Raw genomic sequence first — 17,134 nt, forward strand, 5'->3', positions numbered from 1 at the left:
GACCACCGATAAGGGTTACTTATCGGTGGTTATAAGTCATTTCTACGGAATTGATCAGTGAGGGACACAAAGTCATCAGTACCTTCCGTTTAACGAAAGATTTACCATAATTTCCGTGTCTTATGCCCAGCTAAAATTCCCAACTGATCGGCACGGTTAGGGTAAGCGGGGCAGATTCGGTGGCGGTGCCCGAAAACAGGCCGGTGTCCGGTTGCCTGCTAGCGGCGCTATCGGCATGGTAGCCGTAACGCCGAACAGGAGGGTAGGGCACAACGCATGAGGCAGATCGATATCGACAGCCTGGACGAGGCGACCCTTATCGAACTCAACGCACGCATCGTCGAGCGTCTGCAGTATTTGCATCACCAGCGAACCACGGCGGCCCTGCAAGACATCAGGGTGGGGAGCGGCGTGGAGTTTGAAGGCCCTGGCGGCGCTCTGGTCCGGGGTGTCGTGATCCGTCGCAACAAGAAGACGGTGACGGTGCATGCCGATGATAACCGTCAATGGAATGTTTCGCCGACACTGCTGAAGCCCACCGGCGTCCACGTGCTCGACACCGCGGGTCAGATCCAGTCCGACGACGGCAAGGTCGTGTCCTTCCCGAAGCCAGACCGTCGGTGATGCGCTCAGGATCTGGCAACGATCATCGTGGCCAGTTGGGGAATGGCTGGGTGCGACGTGCCGATCCCCAGCCGATCGCCCAGATAGTGCCAGAACGACAGACCAAGCTTCTGGCAGGTCTTGGAAAGGCCCAGCATGCTGTCGCGCGCCTGGCGCCCATTGCGACTGACCGTCCCTCCGGAAATCTTCCGCTTGATGACAAAGCCACGCAGATCTCGCTCCGACGCATTGGTGTGGAGCGGGATTTCGGGCCGCTCCAGAACCCTGAGCAGCTCCGGCTTGCGGCGCTTCAGCCGAGCAAGGAGCTTGTCGAGGTCACCATAGCCGGTCTGGATCGAGAAAATTCGATCAAACCGGACCTGAAGACCGTGAGCTGCACGTTGGCTGGGACTTCGCTGATAGTTTTTCAGCTGCTTGTAAAAGAGCCAGATCAGCTCGCGGAGGGTTTCGACGTGTTTTACCTGGCGCGGCGTTGCCGGCATCAGCTTGTGCAGCAATCGCTCTGCGTGGACCCAGCACAGCGCGTGGGTACCGACCCGAAACTGCCCGGCATCGTCGGAGACGATCACTGCCTTGCCGACCAGCCCATGATGGCGGATGGCACCCCAGATGCCGGCCTCGGCGAACGGGCGGATGATGTCCCTGTCGAAAATGTCGATACCATGTTCAGCCAGATAGGCGAGAAACGGAACTTGATTGGCAAACCGCCGCGGTTCGTTTCTCTTCAGCCGCGCCAGAAGGGCAGGGTCCACCTGCCGGTCTTCGAGAAAAGCGAAGGCGGCATCGTTGAGGATATAGTCCTGATAGCTGCCGCGCAGCAGGGCCAGGAAGTTCAGTCGCGACTTCGAAGACGTCGTGCGAAAGGCGGTGAAATGCTCACCGCCGATATGCGTCGTATAAACATTGCGGTTGGCGTGACGGGCACCGGTGTCGTCGACCGTCACAAAAGGCGCAGAGACGAGGCCGGCGTGGAGCACGGCTGCATCCTCGGCATGAAAGCCATCCAGCCTCTCTGTGAGAAAGCGGACCACCTGACGTTTGGAGATTTCGACACCAACGTCGTTGAGCAAGGTCGTCATTCGCTGCGTCGTGACTTGGCCATGCGCATGGAGCATCAGACAAAACCGTCGCAGATTGGGCCCAAAGCCACCTCGTATCCCCGCAGGCAACGGCGCGATGATGGTGTCTCCCTCCGGCGTTACCCAGCATTCCCGACGGTAACGAACCACCTCGACCCTGAGCACCAGATCCCGGACGAAGCAGTCCTTGTAGCCCTTGAAGCGCGATCCAACTGGCACGCTGACAGGCAGTACCTCTTCACGCGTCACCCGCTTCGTGTCGTTCTTCGGCCCTCGCGGCCGGGACGCCGGATCTTTGCCGGTGAGCGTCTTGTCACCGGTCGCCTTCTCCATTCCCGACGGTCTGAAGGGTGGGCGCGGCGGCAGGTTTTTCAGGCGCGCAATCTCGTCACGCAGAAGCTGGTTGTCGATCTTCAGCCGGGTGTTCTCGAGCCTGAGCTGGTCGTTCTCATCCCGAAGCCTTTGGTTCTCAGCTACGAGCTTCTCAATCCGGGCGTCTGCCCGATCAGCCCGCTCCACCAGACCCGTCACGAGTTCTCGCAGCGCCTTCAGCGACAGCGTGTCGGCATGCTCGGCCATGGGCAGGCGGCGCTTCGTCATGAAAGAAGAATCTCATGATTTGCAGAAAACAGGAATCCCTCCTGCCACCGGATTTGCTCCAGGTACTAAGCGGGACGTAAGCGGGGCAGATTCGGTGGCGGTGCCCGAAAACAGGCCGGTGTCCGGTTGCCTGCTAGCGGCGCTATCGGCATGGTAGCCGTAACGCCGAACAGGAGGGTAGGGCACAACGCATGAGGCAGATCGATATCGACAGCCTGGACGAGGCGACCCTTATCGAACTCAACGCACGCATCGTCGAGCGTCTGCAGTATTTGCATCACCAGCGAACCACGGCGGCCCTGCAAGACATCAGGGTGGGGAGCGGCGTGGAGTTTGAAGGCCCTGGCGGCGCTCTGGTCCGGGGTGTCGTGATCCGTCGCAACAAGAAGACGGTGACGGTGCATGCCGATGATAACCGTCAATGGAATGTTTCGCCGACACTGCTGAAGCCCACCGGCGTCCACGTGCTCGACACCGCGGGTCAGATCCAGTCCGACGACGGCAAGGTCGTGTCCTTCCCGAAGCCAGACCGTCGGTGATGCGCTCAGGATCTGGCAACGATCATCGTGGCCAGTTGGGGAATGGCTGGGTGCGACGTGCCGATCCCCAGCCGATCGCCCAGATAGTGCCAGAACGACAGACCAAGCTTCTGGCAGGTCTTGGAAAGGCCCAGCATGCTGTCGCGCGCCTGGCGCCCAATTGCGACTGACCGTCCCTCCGGAAATCTTCCGCTTGATGACAAAGCCACGCAGATCTCGCTCCGACGCATTGGTGTGGAGCGGGATTTCGGGCCGCTCCAGAACCCTGAGCAGCTCCGGCTTGCGGCGCTTCAGCCGAGCAAGGAGCTTGTCGAGGTCACCATAGCCGGTCTGGATCGAGAAAATTCGATCAAACCGGACCTGAAGACCGTGAGCTGCACGTTGGCTGGGACTTCGCTGATAGTTTTTCAGCTGCTTGTAAAAGAGCCAGATCAGCTCGCGGAGGGTTTCGACGTGTTTTACCTGGCGCGGCGTTGCCGGCATCAGCTTGTGCAGCAATCGCTCTGCGTGATGGTATGGACGCCCCCTTCCGCCTGAGCCCGCGGCGGAAGATAGTCGGCCGTCGTCAACGAGAGGATTTATCATGCAAGCTCACGTCAGTGTTGTTGGTCTCGATATCGCAAAATCCGTCTTCCAGGTTCACGCCGCCGATGCGACCGGTAAACTTGTCATGCGGCGAAAGCTCAAGCGAGCGGAGGTTGAGACATTTTTCCGGACCCTGCAGCCCTGCCTCGTTGCGCTTGAAGCATGCCCAGGTTCCCATTTTTGGGCACGTCTTTTGCGAGACATTGGCCATGATGTTCGGCTTTTGCCGGCACAGTATGTCAGACCTTACGTCAAAACCAACAAGAGCGATGCTGCCGATGCAGAGGCAATATGCGAAGCAGTGACTCGACCGACCATGCGTTTCGTTCCGATCAAGGAAGAGATGCAGCAGGAGGTTATTGTTCTTCACCGTGTCAGGCAAATGTTGATCCGTCAGCGAACGCAACTGATCAATGCCATCCGTGGGCATCTAACAGAATTTGGCATTATTGGTCCAAACAGAGCCCATAATATCGGGCTACTGACCAAGCTTGTTGAAGACGAAGAGTTCGACGAACTTCCCGCGGTTGCCCGCCATGCTCTGCGCTATCTCGTCGAGCAACTTCGCGAGGTTAAAACGAAGCTCTTTCGAATAGATCGAGATCTTATGGTGGTGGTTAAGCGAAGTGAGACCTGCCAACGGCTTATGACCATTCCTGGCGTGGGTGTTGTCACCGCCACCGCTCTCGTTTCCTCGATGAGGCAACCAGCAGACTTCAAATCTGGGCGCCATTTTGCAGCTTGGCTTGGACTGGTTCCAAGCCAACATTCGACGGGCGGAAAGGAGAAGCTTGGCGGAATCAGCAAGCGTGGGGATGGCTATTTGCGAACGCTCCTGATCCATGGAAGTCGCAGCGTCATGCGGTGGTGCAGCCGCTCGTGGAGTTGGCTGGAAAAGCTCTTGGACCGTCGGCCGGCCAATGTGGCCGCAGTGGCCATTGCCAATAAAACGGCCCGCGTAATCTGGGCACTGCTCCGGTTCGGCGGAACCTTCGGACATCCTGGGGAAGGTGCAACGATGAAGAACGCATAGTCAGAATTCGACCTCGTCTGGTCGATGCGGTTGCGAGGGTAAAGAGCGAGTGATGGCAAAACCGGGCTAACGGGAACCAGTTGATCCCGCTGGGTGCATCGAACTTCGAGTTCGTCCGCGTGATTGGGAGCTGGTTTGCGAATCTACCATCAGGGCCGTTGTCGCAAGTTGCGGCATAGTGAAGAGGCCGAATAGATGACTGCAGCCGCAGGTATCGCCATTGGTGGCAACTTATCTCTTGCAAAGTCGGGGGCGTCCATAGATGGACCCAGCACAGCGCGTGGGTACCGACCCGAAACTGCCCGGCATCGTCGGAGACGATCACTGCCTTGCCGACCAGCCCATGATGGCGGATGGCACCCCAGATGCCGGCCTCGGCGAACGGGCGGATGATGTCCCTGTCGAAGATGTCGATACCATGTTCAGCCCGATAGGCAAGAAGCGGAAGCTGGTTGGAAAACCGCAGCGGCTTGTGCGAGTTCAACCGGGCCAGAAGGGTAGGATCGACCTGCCGATCTTTCAGCAGAGTGAAGGAGGCGTCATTGAGGACATAGTCCTGATAGTTGCCGCACGAAAGGGCCAGAAAGGTCAGTCGCGACTTCGCCTGCGCTGTGCGAAAGGCGGTGAAATGCTCACCGCCGATATGCGTCGTATGAAAATTGCGGTTGGCGTGACGGGCACCGATGTCATCGACCGTCACGTAAGGCGCCGAGACGAGGCCGGCGTGGAGGACGGCTGCATCCTCCGCGTGAAAGCCATCCAGCCGCTCCGTGAGGAAACGCACCACCTGGCGTTTGGAGATTTCGATACCGACGTCGTTGAGCAACATCGTCATTCGCTGTGTCGTTACCTGGCCATGCGCATGCAGCATCAGACAAAACCGGCGCAGGCTGGCCCCAAAGCCACCTCGTATCCCCGCAGGCACCGGTGCGATGATGGTGTCTCCCTCCGGCGTCGCCCAGCATTCCCGACGGTAACGAACCACCTCGACCCTCAGCACCAGATCCCGGACGAAGCAGTCCTTGTAGCCCTTGAAGCGCGATCCGGGCGGCACGCTGGCAGGCAGAACGTCTTCACGCGTCACGCGCTTCGTGTCGTTCTTCGGCCCTCGCGGCCGGGGTGGGGGATCCTTGCCGGTGAGCGTCTTGCCGCCCGTCGCCTTTTTCCATACCCGACGGTCTGAAGGGTGGGCGGGCGGCAGGTTTTTCAGCCGCGCAATGTCGTCGCGCAGAAGCTGGTTGTCGATCTTCAGCCGGGTGTTTTCCAGCTTGAGCTGGTTGTTTTCATCCCGAAGCCTCTGGTTCTCAGCTTCGAGCTTCTCAATCCGGGGGTCTGCTCGATCAATCCGCTCCACCAGACCGGTCACGAGCTCTTGCAGCGCTTTAGCGAAAGCGTGTCGGCATGCTCAACCATGGGAAGGCGCCGCTTCGTCATGAAAGAAGAATCTCATGATTTGTAGAAAACAGGAATCCTTGATGCCACCGGATTTGCTCCAGATACAGCGGGGGCGATTTTGGATAGCGTCCGTCAATCTGGTGTAATTTCGGGCGTTGGACCGGGCCGTCATGATCAGGCGGCTTTTGGTGTCATCTGAAGGGGCTTTTCCTCCTCAATTGTTGGTGTGTTGAGCTCTGCCATGCCCTCGATCTGCATGTAGCAGTGCTGAAGCTGCCATTCGTCGTTGGCTTCGAGGAGCACAGCTCCGATGAGCCGGACAATGCTGTCCTCGTTGGGAAAGATGCCGACGACATCAGCGCGGCGCTTCACTTCCTTGTTCAAGCGCTCCAGAGGGTTCGTGCTGTGGAGCTTGGTGCGATGCTGGGACGGGAACGCCATGTAGGCAAGTACGTCAGCCTCTACATCGTCCATGAAGGCTCCGAGCTTCGGCCATCTGGCGCGGAGCTGGTCAGCGACATGCCGCCAGGTCTGAACGGCTCCGTCATGGTCAGGCTGGATGAAGGCTTGGCGGATCGCGGCGGCCACCATGGTGTGCTGTCCCTTGGGCACATAGGCGAGTGCATTGCGCATGGCGTGAACCCGGCATCTCTGCCACGTCGCGCCGAGCACACGGGTGATGGCGGCCTTCAATCCCTCATGAGCATCGGAGATGACGAGCTTGACGCCCGTCAGCCCTCGGCGCACCAGATCACGCAGGAAGCTCGTCCAGAACGGTTCGGCTTCGGAAGGGCCGATATGCAGGCCGACGATTTCCCGCTTGCCGTCCGTGTCGACAGCCACCGCGATTATTGCCGCGACAGAGACGATGCGTCCGCCTTCGCGCATCTTCAGATAGGTCGCATCTAGCCAGAGATACGGCCAGGCGCCGGAAAGTGGGCGTCTGAGGAAGGCGTTCACACGCTCATCGATATCCTTGCACAGCTTGGAAACGGAGGATTTGGAGATACCGGTCATCCCCATGGCCTGCACCAGCTCATCGACCTTGCGGGTCGATACACCATTGATCCAGGCTTCTTGAATGACGGCCACCAGCGCCTTCTCCACCGTCTTCCTCGGCTCCAGAAAGCCGGGAAAATAGCTGCCGGAGCGCATCTTCGGGATCTTCAGGTTCAAGGTGCCGAGCCGCGTGTCGAGCGTCCGGTCGCGATAGCCGTTGCGCCAGGTCTGGCGGCTTTCGCCACGCTCGTAGCGTCCGGCTCCGATCAGGCCGTCCACATCGGCCTCCATGATCATTTGCAGCACGCTTTCGGCAATCAATCGAAGAAAATCCGGATCGCCGCTCTTCGCGGCAAGCTCGGCAAGAGGTAATCTGTCGTCGGTCATCGGGTCTTCCTTTCGGTCAGGTTGAAGTCTCGCAACTCCACCTTCTCCGAGGGGCCTAGGTGCCCACCTGACGTCTCGCGGAAAACCAAAGCGAAATCTCCACCGCTTTCTTCACGAAAATCGCACCCGAAATTACAGCAGCTGTCCGGACGCTATCTTGCCGCCCTTCCCCTTCCGACGAAAGAGAGCGGATGATGGTCGACACGTTCATATTGACACATCCGAAGCGGCAGATCCCAAGGCGGCGGCTTCTTCCTCAGACAACAGGAATGTGAGGTACTCGCATTGGGCACAGCGCTTCTCGGGCGCCAACTCTTGCGCACGTGTGATGCCATCACAATTCCAAGCAATATAGGGTCAAGATCCGATTGCAGCCGTGTTCGTTCGCATATGGCTACTAGATAGCTATCTGGTATCTTTTGCTAACAGATACTACTAATTAATATATGGTAGCTACTAGATACTATATGGATATATGGTAGCTATCTGTTAGCATTTTTTTGATGAACTGGATTCGTAAAAACGGAGAGCGCCATGCCTGTCATTTCATTCGCAAACCCCAAGGGTGGGGCTGGCAAGACAACATCTGCTTTGCTGCTTGCTGGTGAACTCGCTGCGCGCGGTGCATCAATTGCGATCATCGACGCGGATCCGGAGCGCTGGATCTCCCAATGGGGTTCCTTGCCAGGCAAACCAGAGAATATTCAAATCATCAGCAATGTCACCGAAGACACAATCGTCGATCTCGTTGAAGACGCAGCGAGCGAGTACCAGTTTGTCATCATCGACCTGGAAGGCACTGCAAGCCTTATGGTCGCTAATGCCATCGGTATGTCTGACCTGGTTATCATCCCGACCCAAGGCGCCTCCATGGACGCAAAAGGCGCTTCGAAGACCATCAAGCTGATCCGAAACCAGTCGCGGATGGCAAAACGCCAGATCCCTTATGCTGTTCTCCTCACCCGTGTCAGCGCGGCCGTGACATCACGTTCCCTCAAAAATGTTCGTGAACAGCTGCATTCCGCCGGTATTGAAGTCATGTCCAACTCGATCGTCGAACGCGCGGCCTATCGCGATCTTCTCGATTTCGGTGGGATTCTTGCCAAGCTCGATCCAAAACAAGTGAGCAATCTGGATAAGGCAATCCAGAACGCCATGGAGTTCGCCGCAGAAGTCATCACCAGACTGAAGGCCATTCAGTTAGGTGAGGGGAGGGCGGCGTGATGACGAAACGTCCAAGCCTCGGTTTTGGTGATGACGATGATCAGGGCACTGGCTCAACTCCAGACTTGCTGGACTTGAGTTCGTTCCGTCCAAAGCCGGTTCCACGACCCGATCGGGCCAAGATCGAGGAAGCGGCAGCAAGAACCAATTTTAAGAGCCGTGAGGCAAAACAGTCCCCGCCACCGGTGCGTCTCGACAAACCTGTGTCAGTTCGACGGCGCCGCACCGGTCGATCCGCACAGTTGAATCTCAAGGTACGCCCCGAAACGATTGCTCAGTTCTACGCGCTTGCCGACGCGCAAGGTTGGGTTCTAGGCGAAGCCTTTGAGAAAGCCGTCGCGCTTCTGGAAAGGGAATATGGCAGCGCAAAATAAGTGCGTCGCAGGATCGGAGGTAATCTATTCAAAGGCTCGGACATGACCGACGTCAAGACGATTTACCCATGTGGTTAGATTACGTCTCTTGCGTCCTGCCAATCTATTTTTGTCGTGCTCTTGGCAACCTTTGCATCTCTTCACGAGCCATTTCCTGCCCGATCTTTCTGCCCGTTTTGTCGTGCTGTTTGAGTTTTTGTCTTGTTTTAGGTGTTTTATATAGTTTTAGGAAAAAAAATACCTTTTTTTGGATTTTAAATCAAAGACTTAGTGATTTTTGTCGTCGGCGATGTACGGAAAAATGTCGGCGATGTACGGGATGTCGTCGGCAAAGTACGGAAAAAAGTCGCTCAAGTACGGTTTCGAGGTCGGTTGGACGGAAAGATACCTGCCGCAATTTGTCGTCGGTCAAGTACGGAGTCCGAGAGAGATTTTTGTCGTCGGCCAAGTACGGAATCCCGCGACAAAAATGGGGTATCACTCTTCGGCAAGCAGGATGGAAGGCGACGAATGATCCAGTTCGTCTCGTCGCTTCATGGCAAGTACCGTCCCGTCCTTCCCATCCTGAAGAGACAGATCGTAGTCAGGCATCGGAAAGGCCTGTGTGCGTATGACGAACTCCTTAAGGTCATAGGCGAACTTACGAAACTCCTGCGTGGAGCCGCTGCGTTTGTGGATCTCTCGCACGCTGTAGGTGGCTTCTCCCTTGCCCGCGGCCTTGCGCGCCAAGCGGTAGATAAAGCGGCCAAGGCCTGAGCTGATAAGGAAGTAATCTTCGTGCAGCGTCAGAAGCGGGATTGTCTTTTCGTTGCGAACGACACTCGTATAGACCCAGTCGGGAATGGTGATCTCGATCATTTCGATACGGTTGGCATTGGTACGACTGACGACGCTATAACCGCCAATCAAAGGACGACTGTCGACCTGCCGGCGGCGACCATTGGAGAGATTGACGACCTTGATGGTGGTGTTGGCCAACCGATCCAGAGCTGCTTCAAGATCTTCGTAAGACTTTCCACCATCCGATCTGCGGCAAAATTTCAAGATGTGCGAGGCGCTTGGCCGATAGGTCTTCGGTGGAAGGCTCGGCCGCAATCCCTTGTTCTCCTCTCGGCGATAACGCTGCACCTCGTCTGCCAGATACGACACCATGTTGAGGAAGATGTCATAGTCGAAAACGGTCGCGAGGCCCGTCTCGGCACCTCCCTCGATCGTGATCAGGCTGTCTTTCAGCTCATAACGGATGATGCCGGCATTCGCCCGTTTGCTGAGCGAGAAAGGTGCCACATCCATCAGATTGACGTCGTCCTTGATCGGTGCGTCGTAGACAGTTGGCACAAAGAAAGTGAGCTGTGCGTCTGCTGGAGGTGCCGAGCGAAGGATTCGCTTCGGTTTGCTTTCCTGCATCAAGACCGCAGTTACATCGGCCTGGAGGCTCTCGTTGCGAATGGCTTCGCCAAGATTGCGAATGGCCCGATTGATTGCGTTATCTTCTAGCTGGTCCAGCTTCAGATCTGCCCAGACCCTGCGGCTGTAATAACGACGAAGCCGGCTGAGAGCGTCGCGGTCGAGCTCGCAAGGTTCACGGTCGTGAAGCATGGCGAACTGCTTGACCAGGTCCTGCAGATAGGCGTTTTTTTCGTGTAGGCTCAGGTCTGCGAATTGTTCACGGGGCATGAGCGAAAATTTCAAAGTGGTCATGAAAGGCCTGATCGTTGAAAGGGAGTGCCACTGATACGCTGTCATCAGCGCTTCAAGCTTGACTTTCCTTCTGCGCAATTCGATTAGGCTTGGTCCTTGTTGACAAGGTTTGAAGCCCTCACGTCTCAGTTCCGAGATATCGCCGTCTTGCGCAAAAATGTAGTTGTCCATGAAATCTGAACTCCGGCCTGAGGGCAAGCCGCGAACGAGCGGCGTCATCGTTACCTATCGACCGGTTCAGGACGAGCTTTTGCGGCTTGTTGATGCCATTCGACCCCAAGTGGACGAGCTCTTCATCGTTGATAACGGCAACGGGACCGAAATCCCAGAGGTTTTGCGGCAATCAGACATCAAGGTCATCTGCCTCGGTGACAATTATGGAATAGCTTGTGCACAAAATATCGGGATACGCGACGCGCTGAGTGGCGGCAGTCACTTTGTTCTGCTGTTGGATCAAGACAGTGTTCCGCAAGCCGATATGGTCGCCCGGCTCATTGAGGCGTATGAACAGCTTGTAGGGCATGGGGTGCGAGTTGCGGCCGTCGGACCCAGCTATATCGACGAACGACAAGGCGAAATAGCTCCCTTTGTTTATCGGGACGGCCTCAAACTGAAACGTCGCCATCGAAAGGCAGATGCCAAGGTGTCCGAAACGGATTTCCTGATCGCGTCCGGTTGCCTGATCGCACGTGAGGCCTTCTCAGACATCGGAATGATGGAGGAGGGGCTCTTTATCGATTATGTGGATATCGAATGGGGTCTTCGCGCCAGACAGTTGGGCTTCAGGAGCTTCGGCGTTCATGACGCCATGATGACCCATTCACTTGGGGATGAATGGATTGAGTTTCGCGGTCGACGTGTTCCTGTTCATAGCCCTTTGCGGCACTATTATCACTCTCGGAATGCAATCTGGCTAGCCAAACGGCCATGGATCGGATGGCCGTGGCGGCTGATCCTCCTGCAGCGTCTTGTCCTGCAATTTCTGTTTTTTGGGGTATTTGCGCAGCATCGATTGGACCATATCCGCAAGATGAGCCTCGGCTTCTGGCATGGTTTGACAGGCCGTAGCGGGCGGTTAGAGACCTGATCCTACACGCTCAATCCAAATCGATTTTGGCCAGGACCTGCATGCATTTTCTTGCGCGATAAAAGAATGGGGATGTCGTTCTTCGTTGCCACGATCTTCAAAAAGACCGTGGCATCTGGCAGAAAACTCGCTAATGAAGGCGCAGTGCCGTAAATGGCTTGCATCAAAAATACTGCTTCAACAGGTTTGAGAGATAACATGACGATTGTGGTGACGGGTGGCGCCGGTTTCATTGGAAGCAATTTCGTTCTGGATTGGCTGGCGCTCAGCAATGAAGCTGTCATCAACATCGACAAACTGACCTATGCTGGCAATCTGGAAAATCTCCAAAGCCTGAAAGGCCATAACAGCCACGTCTTCGTTCGGTCAGATATCGGTGATGCTGCAACGATCGGCGAGCTTCTGAGGACCCATAAGCCACGTGCGGTGGTCAATTTTGCCGCGGAATCGCATGTCGATCGTTCCATTCATGGGCCGGCGGATTTCATCGAAACCAATGTGGTAGGGACCTTCCGGCTCCTGGAGGCCGTGCGGTCCTACTGGAATGAGCTGTCGGAGACTGACAAGCAGGCCTTCCGCTTTCTGCATGTCTCGACCGATGAGGTCTATGGAACGCTGTCCCCCACCGACCATCCGTTCCGCGAAACCAATCGTTACGAGCCCAACAGCCCGTATTCGGCGAGCAAGGCGGCCTCCGACCACCTGGTGCGCGCCTATCATCACACCTATGGCCTGCCGGTCCTGACGACCAATTGCTCGAACAATTACGGTCCGTATCACTTTCCGGAAAAACTGATCCCGCTGTGCATTCATAATGCACTCGCCGGCAAACCCTTGCCGATCTACGGGGATGGACAGCAGATCCGCGACTGGCTCTACGTCAAGGATCATTGCTCTGCCATTCGCCGTGTCCTGGAAGCTGGTCAGTTGGGCGAGACCTATAATATTGGCGGCTGGAACGAGAAGGCCAATCTGGAGGTCGTCGAGACCTTGTGCAGCATCCTGGATGAACTGTCGCCGCGCAAGGACGGAGTCAACTATGCCAAGCAGATCACCTTTGTGAAGGATCGGCCGGGCCATGACCGCCGGTATGCGATCGATGCCACCAAGATCGAGCGCGAGCTTTGCTGGAAACCTGCCGAGACCTTCGAGACCGGCATTCGCAAGACGGTGCAATGGTATCTCGACCACCAGGACTGGGTCGGTAATGTGACGAGCGGTGCCTATCAGAACTGGGTTGGCCAGCAGTACGGAGCGTGAGGGACATGCGCCTGCTTCTGACAGGAAAGAACGGGCAGGTCGGTTTCGAACTGCAACGCGCCCTCGCTCCACTTGGCGAGGTCGCCGCACTCGATCGGACCGTCTGCGATCTGGAAGATGAAGCCTCCGTCCGTGACGCCGTCAGGCAGTTCAAGCCGGACGTCATCGTCAATCCGGCTGCCTATACCGCCGTTGACCGAGCCGAAAGTGAAGAGGGAAGGGCGCACGCCATCAATGCCTGCGCACCGGCCATCCTGGGCGAAGAGGCGGCTCGGTTGGGTGCGCTCGTTGTCCATTATTCGACCGATTATGTTTTTGATGGCAAGGCGGACGGCTATTATCGCGAGACGGATGCGACGGGGCCGCAAGGTATTTATGGAAAGACCAAGCTTGCCGGCGAAGAAGCGCTGGCTGCAACAGGGGCTCGCCACGTAATCTTCCGCACAAGCTGGGTTTTCGGCGCCCATGGGGCCAATTTTGCGAAAACCATGCTGCGGCTTGCCGGCGAGCGCGAAACGCTTGGCGTCGTCGCCGACCAGATCGGGGCGCCGACCTCCGCGGCTTTGATCGCCGACGTGAGTGCTCACGTCATTCGACAACTCGCTGCCACCAAGACCACCGATCTCGACGGCATCTATCACCTGGTCGCGAGCGGCGAAACAAACTGGCACGCCTATGCCTGCCACGTCATCGACTATGCGCGTGCCAAGGGTCATGCCATCCAGGTCGCACCCGATGCCATCCGGGCGATTGCAACGGCGGATTATCCAACGCCTGCAAAGCGGCCGGCCAATTCGAGATTGGATACCCGAAAACTTCGCGACACCTTTGGCTTGACACTTCCGGACTGGAAGGTTGGCGTCGATCACGTTCTTGAACAGATCCTCTGAGGCACATCATGACAAACCGTAAGGGCATTATTCTTGCCGGTGGTTCCGGTACCAGGCTGCATCCGGCAACGCTGGCCGTCTCCAAGCAGCTGCTGCCCGTCTATGACAAGCCGATGATCTATTATCCGCTGACGACCTTGATGTTGGCGGGAATCCGCGAAATCCTGATCATCTCCACACCACAGGATACGCCCCGGTTTCAGGCTCTGCTGGGCGATGGCACGCAATGGGGACTTCGCCTCGAATACTGCGTTCAACCTAGTCCCGATGGACTGGCACAGGCCTTCATTCTTGGCCGGGCCTTCATTGGCAAAGACCCCAGCGCCCTCGTGCTCGGCGACAACATTTTTTACGGTCACGATTTCCAGAAGCTGTTGCGCAATGCGGCGTCTCAGACCGAGGGTGCGACTGTGTTCGCCTATCACGTCCATGATCCCGAACGGTATGGCGTGGTCGAATTCGATCAGGATCAGCGCGCTTTGTCGATCGAAGAAAAGCCGGCGAAGCCGAAGTCCAACTACGCGGTGACGGGGCTTTATTTCTACGACACACAGGTCTGCGATATTGCCGCAAGCATCAAGCCTTCGCCGCGTGGCGAACTGGAAATCACCGACGTCAACAGCCGCTATCTGTCACAGAACCAGCTCAGCGTCGAGATCATGGGCCGCGGTTATGCATGGCTCGACACCGGAACCCATGACTCGCTTCTGGAGGCTGGCCATTTCATCGCAACGATCGAAAAGCGCCAGGGTCTGCGTGTCGCCTGTCCGGAAGAAGTCGCATACCGTGCTGGCTGGATCGATGCCGCCAAGCTTGAAGAGCTTGCGAAGCCCTTGGTGAAGAGCGGCTATGGAGCCTATCTGCAGAACATTCTGAAGGACGACATTTTCTGATGCAGGCGACAAAGACACACATTCCCGAAGTGATCATTCTCGAGCCGAAAGTCTTTGGCGATGATCGCGGTTTCTTCCTCGAAAGTTTTAACGCGCGCACCTTCGAGACGCTGACGGGTGTCACGCGCAGCTTTGTCCAGGACAATCATTCGAAATCCGCACGTCACGTCCTGCGTGGGCTGCACTACCAGATCCGGCAGCCACAAGGAAAGCTGGTTCGGGTGGTCCAAGGCGAAGTGTTCGATGTCGCCGTGGACCTGCGGCGCTCGTCGCCCACCTTCGGACAATGGGTGGGTTTGACGCTGTCAGCCGACAATAAGAAGCAGCTGTGGGTTCCGGAAGGATTTGCGCATGGCTTCGTGGTGTTGAGCGAAACGGCCGAATTCCTCTACAAGACGACCGATTTCTACGCGCCGGAATACGAACGCAGCCTGCTCTGGAACGACCCGTCGATCGGGATCGAATGGCCTTTCGAAGGCGAGCCAAAACTGGCGGCGAAAGACGCAGCAGCTGTCACATTGGACAAGGCAGAAATCTTCGACTGACGGGTTGTGGGGACCTCGTCGCAAAGTACACGCTGGTTGATGATCGAACATGGGCCTGATACCCCATGTCAGACATCTGCAAGTATCCTCGGTATCATGCTGGGCCCCATAATGATTTCTATAGCAACCACATCGTTGCAAGCGCTGCTTTTGGTTTACCTCGTTTTATGGCCGCTACTGCTGACGGAGCAACGGAGCGAGGAAAGTCATGTTACCATCTTGGCTCCGACGGTGGGAATAATAAGCCTTGCCTTCCTGGGATTGTTTCTCTGGTGCTTCCCATGGTTAAATAATCTCCCATTCCGCTGCTTTATCAGTTTTATCTATGCGATACCTATCATTCTAAGGATCGTTAAAAAAAAGCGTATAAATTTTCTGATAAAAACTCATCTAGTGTTGGCTCTAGCTGTATTTGTTCAAGCCTGCATAGTGGGCCATAATCCATTACCAGTATCTCAGGAATATGCTCCGGCTTCGGAACAGCCGGGCCGAATGATTGCATCCCCACCCGACAATCAAATTCCGTACATCACTGCGGACTACATTCGGAACGGGTTTGACGGGAGAGAAAAGGCGAAAGACTTTTTTGGTGAATGGGGATTCACATCAAGGGGGCTGCTGGTTCCCTTTGGAATCAACGGACTTTTCTTCCTGCTCGGATATAACGGCGGCGGCGGAACCATTGCCTCTCTCTATGGATGGCTGACCAACTCCCTTGTCATTCTCGGGGTATTCTATCTCGGCTGCGCGCTGAGCACGGACATGCGGCGCGTCCGTCTCGCCATTTTCTGGGCGGCCCTTTCGCCGGTCATCTTTATCAATACGGTATTTACATGGCCGAAACTTCTCGCTGCCTATTTTCTATTGCTTGCGACCACTTTCGTGATCCGGCGGCAGCTACATCTGGCGGGATTGCTTGCCGCGCTGGCCTGGCTGAGCCATCCCGTCGGAGCCCTGATGATCCCGGCACTTGCTCTTTTCACCCTTGCCTCCACGCCACTCGGTGCAGGATCCTGGATTTTCAGGACGACGCGGTTCTGCCTGCCGGCAGCCTTGACCGGGGCTTCGGCAATGACGCCATGGATCCTGTTCAAGCTGCACCTCGGCGATCCCGATCCCTTTGCAACCTATCTGTTTGGCAAAGGAGCAGGCTTTGAGCCTGCAGCCAATTTTGAAGAATGGATAGCACCGCGCATCGGCAACCTCTATTATACCTTTACGCCATTTGCTTTCTACAATGATGGCCTGATGTCCGTGTGGCTGTACGGACCGCTGAATGATGTATCGAGATGGCTCAGCCAGTATGCAAAAAGCCTACCGGGACAGCTCGGCTTTCTGACGGTAATTCCCGCCATCCCGGCGATCCTGCTGCACCGCTGGCATCGGCAATCGGCGATATTCCTCGGCTGTTTCCTCGTGGTCGCAGTGTTGGCGATGATGACCTTCTGGGGATTTTCCGGGGACGGTCTTGGCCGCAATTCTCTGGAGCCGGTCACCATATTCTTGATGGTCGCCATCTGCGTATTCGGGCGGGGGCTCTATATAGCAGGACCCATACTCCTAGTCGGCGCCGCAGCCGAGACGATTACGCTGTCCGTCCTTGAGTTTGCCGCTGACGATAAATTCAGCGCACAAACTTCCGTTCACCTCGGAATGCTTTCGATTTTGGCAACAACAGCCGTGTCCGCAGCACTGCTATATTCGTCGGCAGGGATATACAAGGATAAGAAGGCGCAGACTGGCTCGTGAGCCTCACATGCAACCCTATTAGGCGCAGTCAAAGACGCACCGCCTGATTTGGAGATCCTCGTTGGGCAATAACGGATCACATTGCCATAAACGATGGTGCAGTTTCCATTGGAGAAACTGCTGTTGAAGCTAATTAATAACGCCGTTCTCGTGCCGCATGATGTTGATGT

General features: G+C 56.5%; 14 protein-coding genes and 2 pseudogenes. 11 read left to right on the forward strand and 5 right to left on the reverse strand.

Annotated features, from left to right (window positions below):
- The first annotated feature begins 276 nt into the window (after positions 1–276).
- Positions 277–624: a hypothetical protein gene (locus OU993_RS28385; RefSeq protein WP_268159913.1), complete on the forward strand. Its 348-nt coding sequence runs from the start codon at positions 277–279 to the stop codon at positions 622–624.
- Positions 625–629: 5 nt separating this feature from the next.
- Here OU993_RS28385 and OU993_RS28390 read toward each other — a convergent pair whose 3' ends face one another.
- Positions 630–2,303 (reverse strand): IS66 family transposase, encoded by a 1,674-nt coding sequence (locus tag OU993_RS28390; protein WP_268159912.1) that lies wholly within the window; start codon positions 2,301–2,303, stop codon positions 630–632.
- A 191-nt stretch (positions 2,304–2,494) separates the two neighbouring features.
- Here OU993_RS28390 and OU993_RS28395 point away from each other — a divergent pair, with 191 nt between their 5' ends.
- A complete protein-coding gene (locus tag OU993_RS28395) occupies positions 2,495–2,842 on the forward strand; it encodes a hypothetical protein (protein ID WP_268159913.1) in 348 nt (115 codons plus the stop codon).
- Positions 2,843–2,847: 5 nt separating this feature from the next.
- Here the strand turns inward: OU993_RS28395 and OU993_RS28980 are convergent.
- Positions 2,848–3,352 (reverse strand): annotated as a pseudogene (locus OU993_RS28980) (IS66 family transposase); the annotation flags it as partial.
- A gap of 73 nt (positions 3,353–3,425) precedes the next feature.
- On the opposite strand from OU993_RS28980, the gene OU993_RS28410 reads away from it, so the two are divergent.
- Positions 3,426–4,460 carry an IS110 family transposase gene (locus OU993_RS28410; RefSeq protein ID WP_268162588.1) on the forward strand — a complete coding sequence of 345 codons (1,035 nt, stop codon included), beginning with the start codon at positions 3,426–3,428 and terminating at the stop codon, positions 4,458–4,460.
- Between the two features lie 262 nt (positions 4,461–4,722).
- Here the strand turns inward: OU993_RS28410 and OU993_RS28985 are convergent.
- Both OU993_RS28985 and OU993_RS28415 read right to left on the reverse strand, forming a co-directional pair.
- A pseudogene (locus OU993_RS28985) lies at positions 4,723–5,894 on the reverse strand (cell division protein ZapB); the annotation flags it as partial.
- A gap of 135 nt (positions 5,895–6,029) precedes the next feature.
- Positions 6,030–7,241: an IS256 family transposase gene (locus tag OU993_RS28415; RefSeq protein WP_268162589.1), complete on the reverse strand. Its 1,212-nt coding sequence runs from the start codon at positions 7,239–7,241 to the stop codon at positions 6,030–6,032.
- Positions 7,242–7,775: 534 nt separating this feature from the next.
- Here OU993_RS28415 and OU993_RS28420 point away from each other — a divergent pair.
- Positions 7,776–8,465 carry a ParA family protein gene (locus OU993_RS28420; RefSeq protein ID WP_268162590.1) on the forward strand — a complete coding sequence of 230 codons (690 nt, stop codon included), beginning with the start codon at positions 7,776–7,778 and terminating at the stop codon, positions 8,463–8,465.
- A complete protein-coding gene (locus tag OU993_RS28425) occupies positions 8,465–8,839 on the forward strand; it encodes a stability/partitioning determinant (protein ID WP_268162592.1) in 375 nt (124 codons plus the stop codon). Before OU993_RS28420 ends, OU993_RS28425 begins: the two co-directional genes overlap by 1 nt.
- Before the next feature lie 477 nt (positions 8,840–9,316).
- Here the strand turns inward: OU993_RS28425 and OU993_RS28430 are convergent, their stop codons facing one another.
- Positions 9,317–10,711, reverse strand: a complete 1,395-nt coding sequence (locus OU993_RS28430) for a replication initiator protein A (protein WP_268162593.1) — start codon at positions 10,709–10,711, stop codon at positions 9,317–9,319.
- Here OU993_RS28430 and OU993_RS28435 point away from each other — a divergent pair.
- From OU993_RS28435 to OU993_RS28460, 6 genes are all read left to right on the forward strand, one after another.
- Positions 10,710–11,627: a glycosyltransferase family 2 protein gene (locus OU993_RS28435; RefSeq protein ID WP_268162594.1), complete on the forward strand. Its 918-nt coding sequence runs from the start codon at positions 10,710–10,712 to the stop codon at positions 11,625–11,627. The genes OU993_RS28430 and OU993_RS28435 overlap by 2 nt on opposite strands.
- A gap of 198 nt (positions 11,628–11,825) precedes the next feature.
- Positions 11,826–12,887, forward strand: coding sequence for a dTDP-glucose 4,6-dehydratase (gene rfbB / locus OU993_RS28440; RefSeq protein ID WP_268162595.1), 1,062 nt, complete (start codon positions 11,826–11,828; stop codon positions 12,885–12,887).
- Positions 12,888–12,892: 5 nt separating this feature from the next.
- A complete protein-coding gene (rfbD, locus tag OU993_RS28445; protein ID WP_268162596.1) occupies positions 12,893–13,777 on the forward strand; it encodes a dTDP-4-dehydrorhamnose reductase in 885 nt (294 codons plus the stop codon).
- A gap of 8 nt (positions 13,778–13,785) precedes the next feature.
- Positions 13,786–14,670 (forward strand): glucose-1-phosphate thymidylyltransferase RfbA, encoded by an 885-nt coding sequence (gene rfbA, locus OU993_RS28450; protein ID WP_268162597.1) that lies wholly within the window; start codon positions 13,786–13,788, stop codon positions 14,668–14,670.
- Positions 14,670–15,215, forward strand: coding sequence for a dTDP-4-dehydrorhamnose 3,5-epimerase (gene rfbC / locus OU993_RS28455; RefSeq protein ID WP_268162598.1), 546 nt, complete (start codon positions 14,670–14,672; stop codon positions 15,213–15,215). The genes rfbA and rfbC overlap by 1 nt, the downstream gene beginning before the upstream one ends.
- A 135-nt stretch (positions 15,216–15,350) precedes the next feature.
- Positions 15,351–16,964 (forward strand): hypothetical protein, encoded by a 1,614-nt coding sequence (locus OU993_RS28460; protein WP_268162599.1) that lies wholly within the window; start codon positions 15,351–15,353, stop codon positions 16,962–16,964.
- The last annotated feature ends 170 nt before the right edge of the window (positions 16,965–17,134 follow it).

The organism is Rhizobium sp. SL86 (genome assembly GCF_026672545.1).
In the GTDB taxonomy this organism is placed as follows: domain Bacteria; phylum Pseudomonadota; class Alphaproteobacteria; order Rhizobiales; family Rhizobiaceae; genus Neorhizobium.

Excerpts from the sequence above, each read along its gene's own strand:
- rfbA (WP_268162597.1), top strand. The coding sequence starts at position 13,786 with ATGACAAACCGTAAGGGCATTATTCTTGCCGGTGGTTCCGGTACCAGG.
- OU993_RS28425 (WP_268162592.1), top strand. The coding sequence starts at position 8,465 with ATGACGAAACGTCCAAGCCTCGGTTTTGGTGATGACGATGATCAGGGC.
- OU993_RS28390 (WP_268159912.1), bottom strand. The coding sequence starts at position 2,303 with ATGACGAAGCGCCGCCTGCCCATGGCCGAGCATGCCGACACGCTGTCG.
- OU993_RS28420 (WP_268162590.1), top strand. The coding sequence starts at position 7,776 with ATGCCTGTCATTTCATTCGCAAACCCCAAGGGTGGGGCTGGCAAGACA.
- rfbC (WP_268162598.1), top strand. The coding sequence starts at position 14,670 with ATGCAGGCGACAAAGACACACATTCCCGAAGTGATCATTCTCGAGCCG.
- OU993_RS28430 (WP_268162593.1), bottom strand. The coding sequence starts at position 10,711 with ATGGACAACTACATTTTTGCGCAAGACGGCGATATCTCGGAACTGAGA.
- OU993_RS28435 (WP_268162594.1), top strand. The coding sequence starts at position 10,710 with ATGAAATCTGAACTCCGGCCTGAGGGCAAGCCGCGAACGAGCGGCGTC.
- rfbB (WP_268162595.1), top strand. The coding sequence starts at position 11,826 with ATGACGATTGTGGTGACGGGTGGCGCCGGTTTCATTGGAAGCAATTTC.
- rfbD (WP_268162596.1), top strand. The coding sequence starts at position 12,893 with ATGCGCCTGCTTCTGACAGGAAAGAACGGGCAGGTCGGTTTCGAACTG.
- OU993_RS28415 (WP_268162589.1), bottom strand. The coding sequence starts at position 7,241 with ATGACCGACGACAGATTACCTCTTGCCGAGCTTGCCGCGAAGAGCGGC.
- OU993_RS28385 (WP_268159913.1), top strand. The coding sequence starts at position 277 with ATGAGGCAGATCGATATCGACAGCCTGGACGAGGCGACCCTTATCGAA.
- OU993_RS28410 (WP_268162588.1), top strand. The coding sequence starts at position 3,426 with ATGCAAGCTCACGTCAGTGTTGTTGGTCTCGATATCGCAAAATCCGTC.
- OU993_RS28395 (WP_268159913.1), top strand. The coding sequence starts at position 2,495 with ATGAGGCAGATCGATATCGACAGCCTGGACGAGGCGACCCTTATCGAA.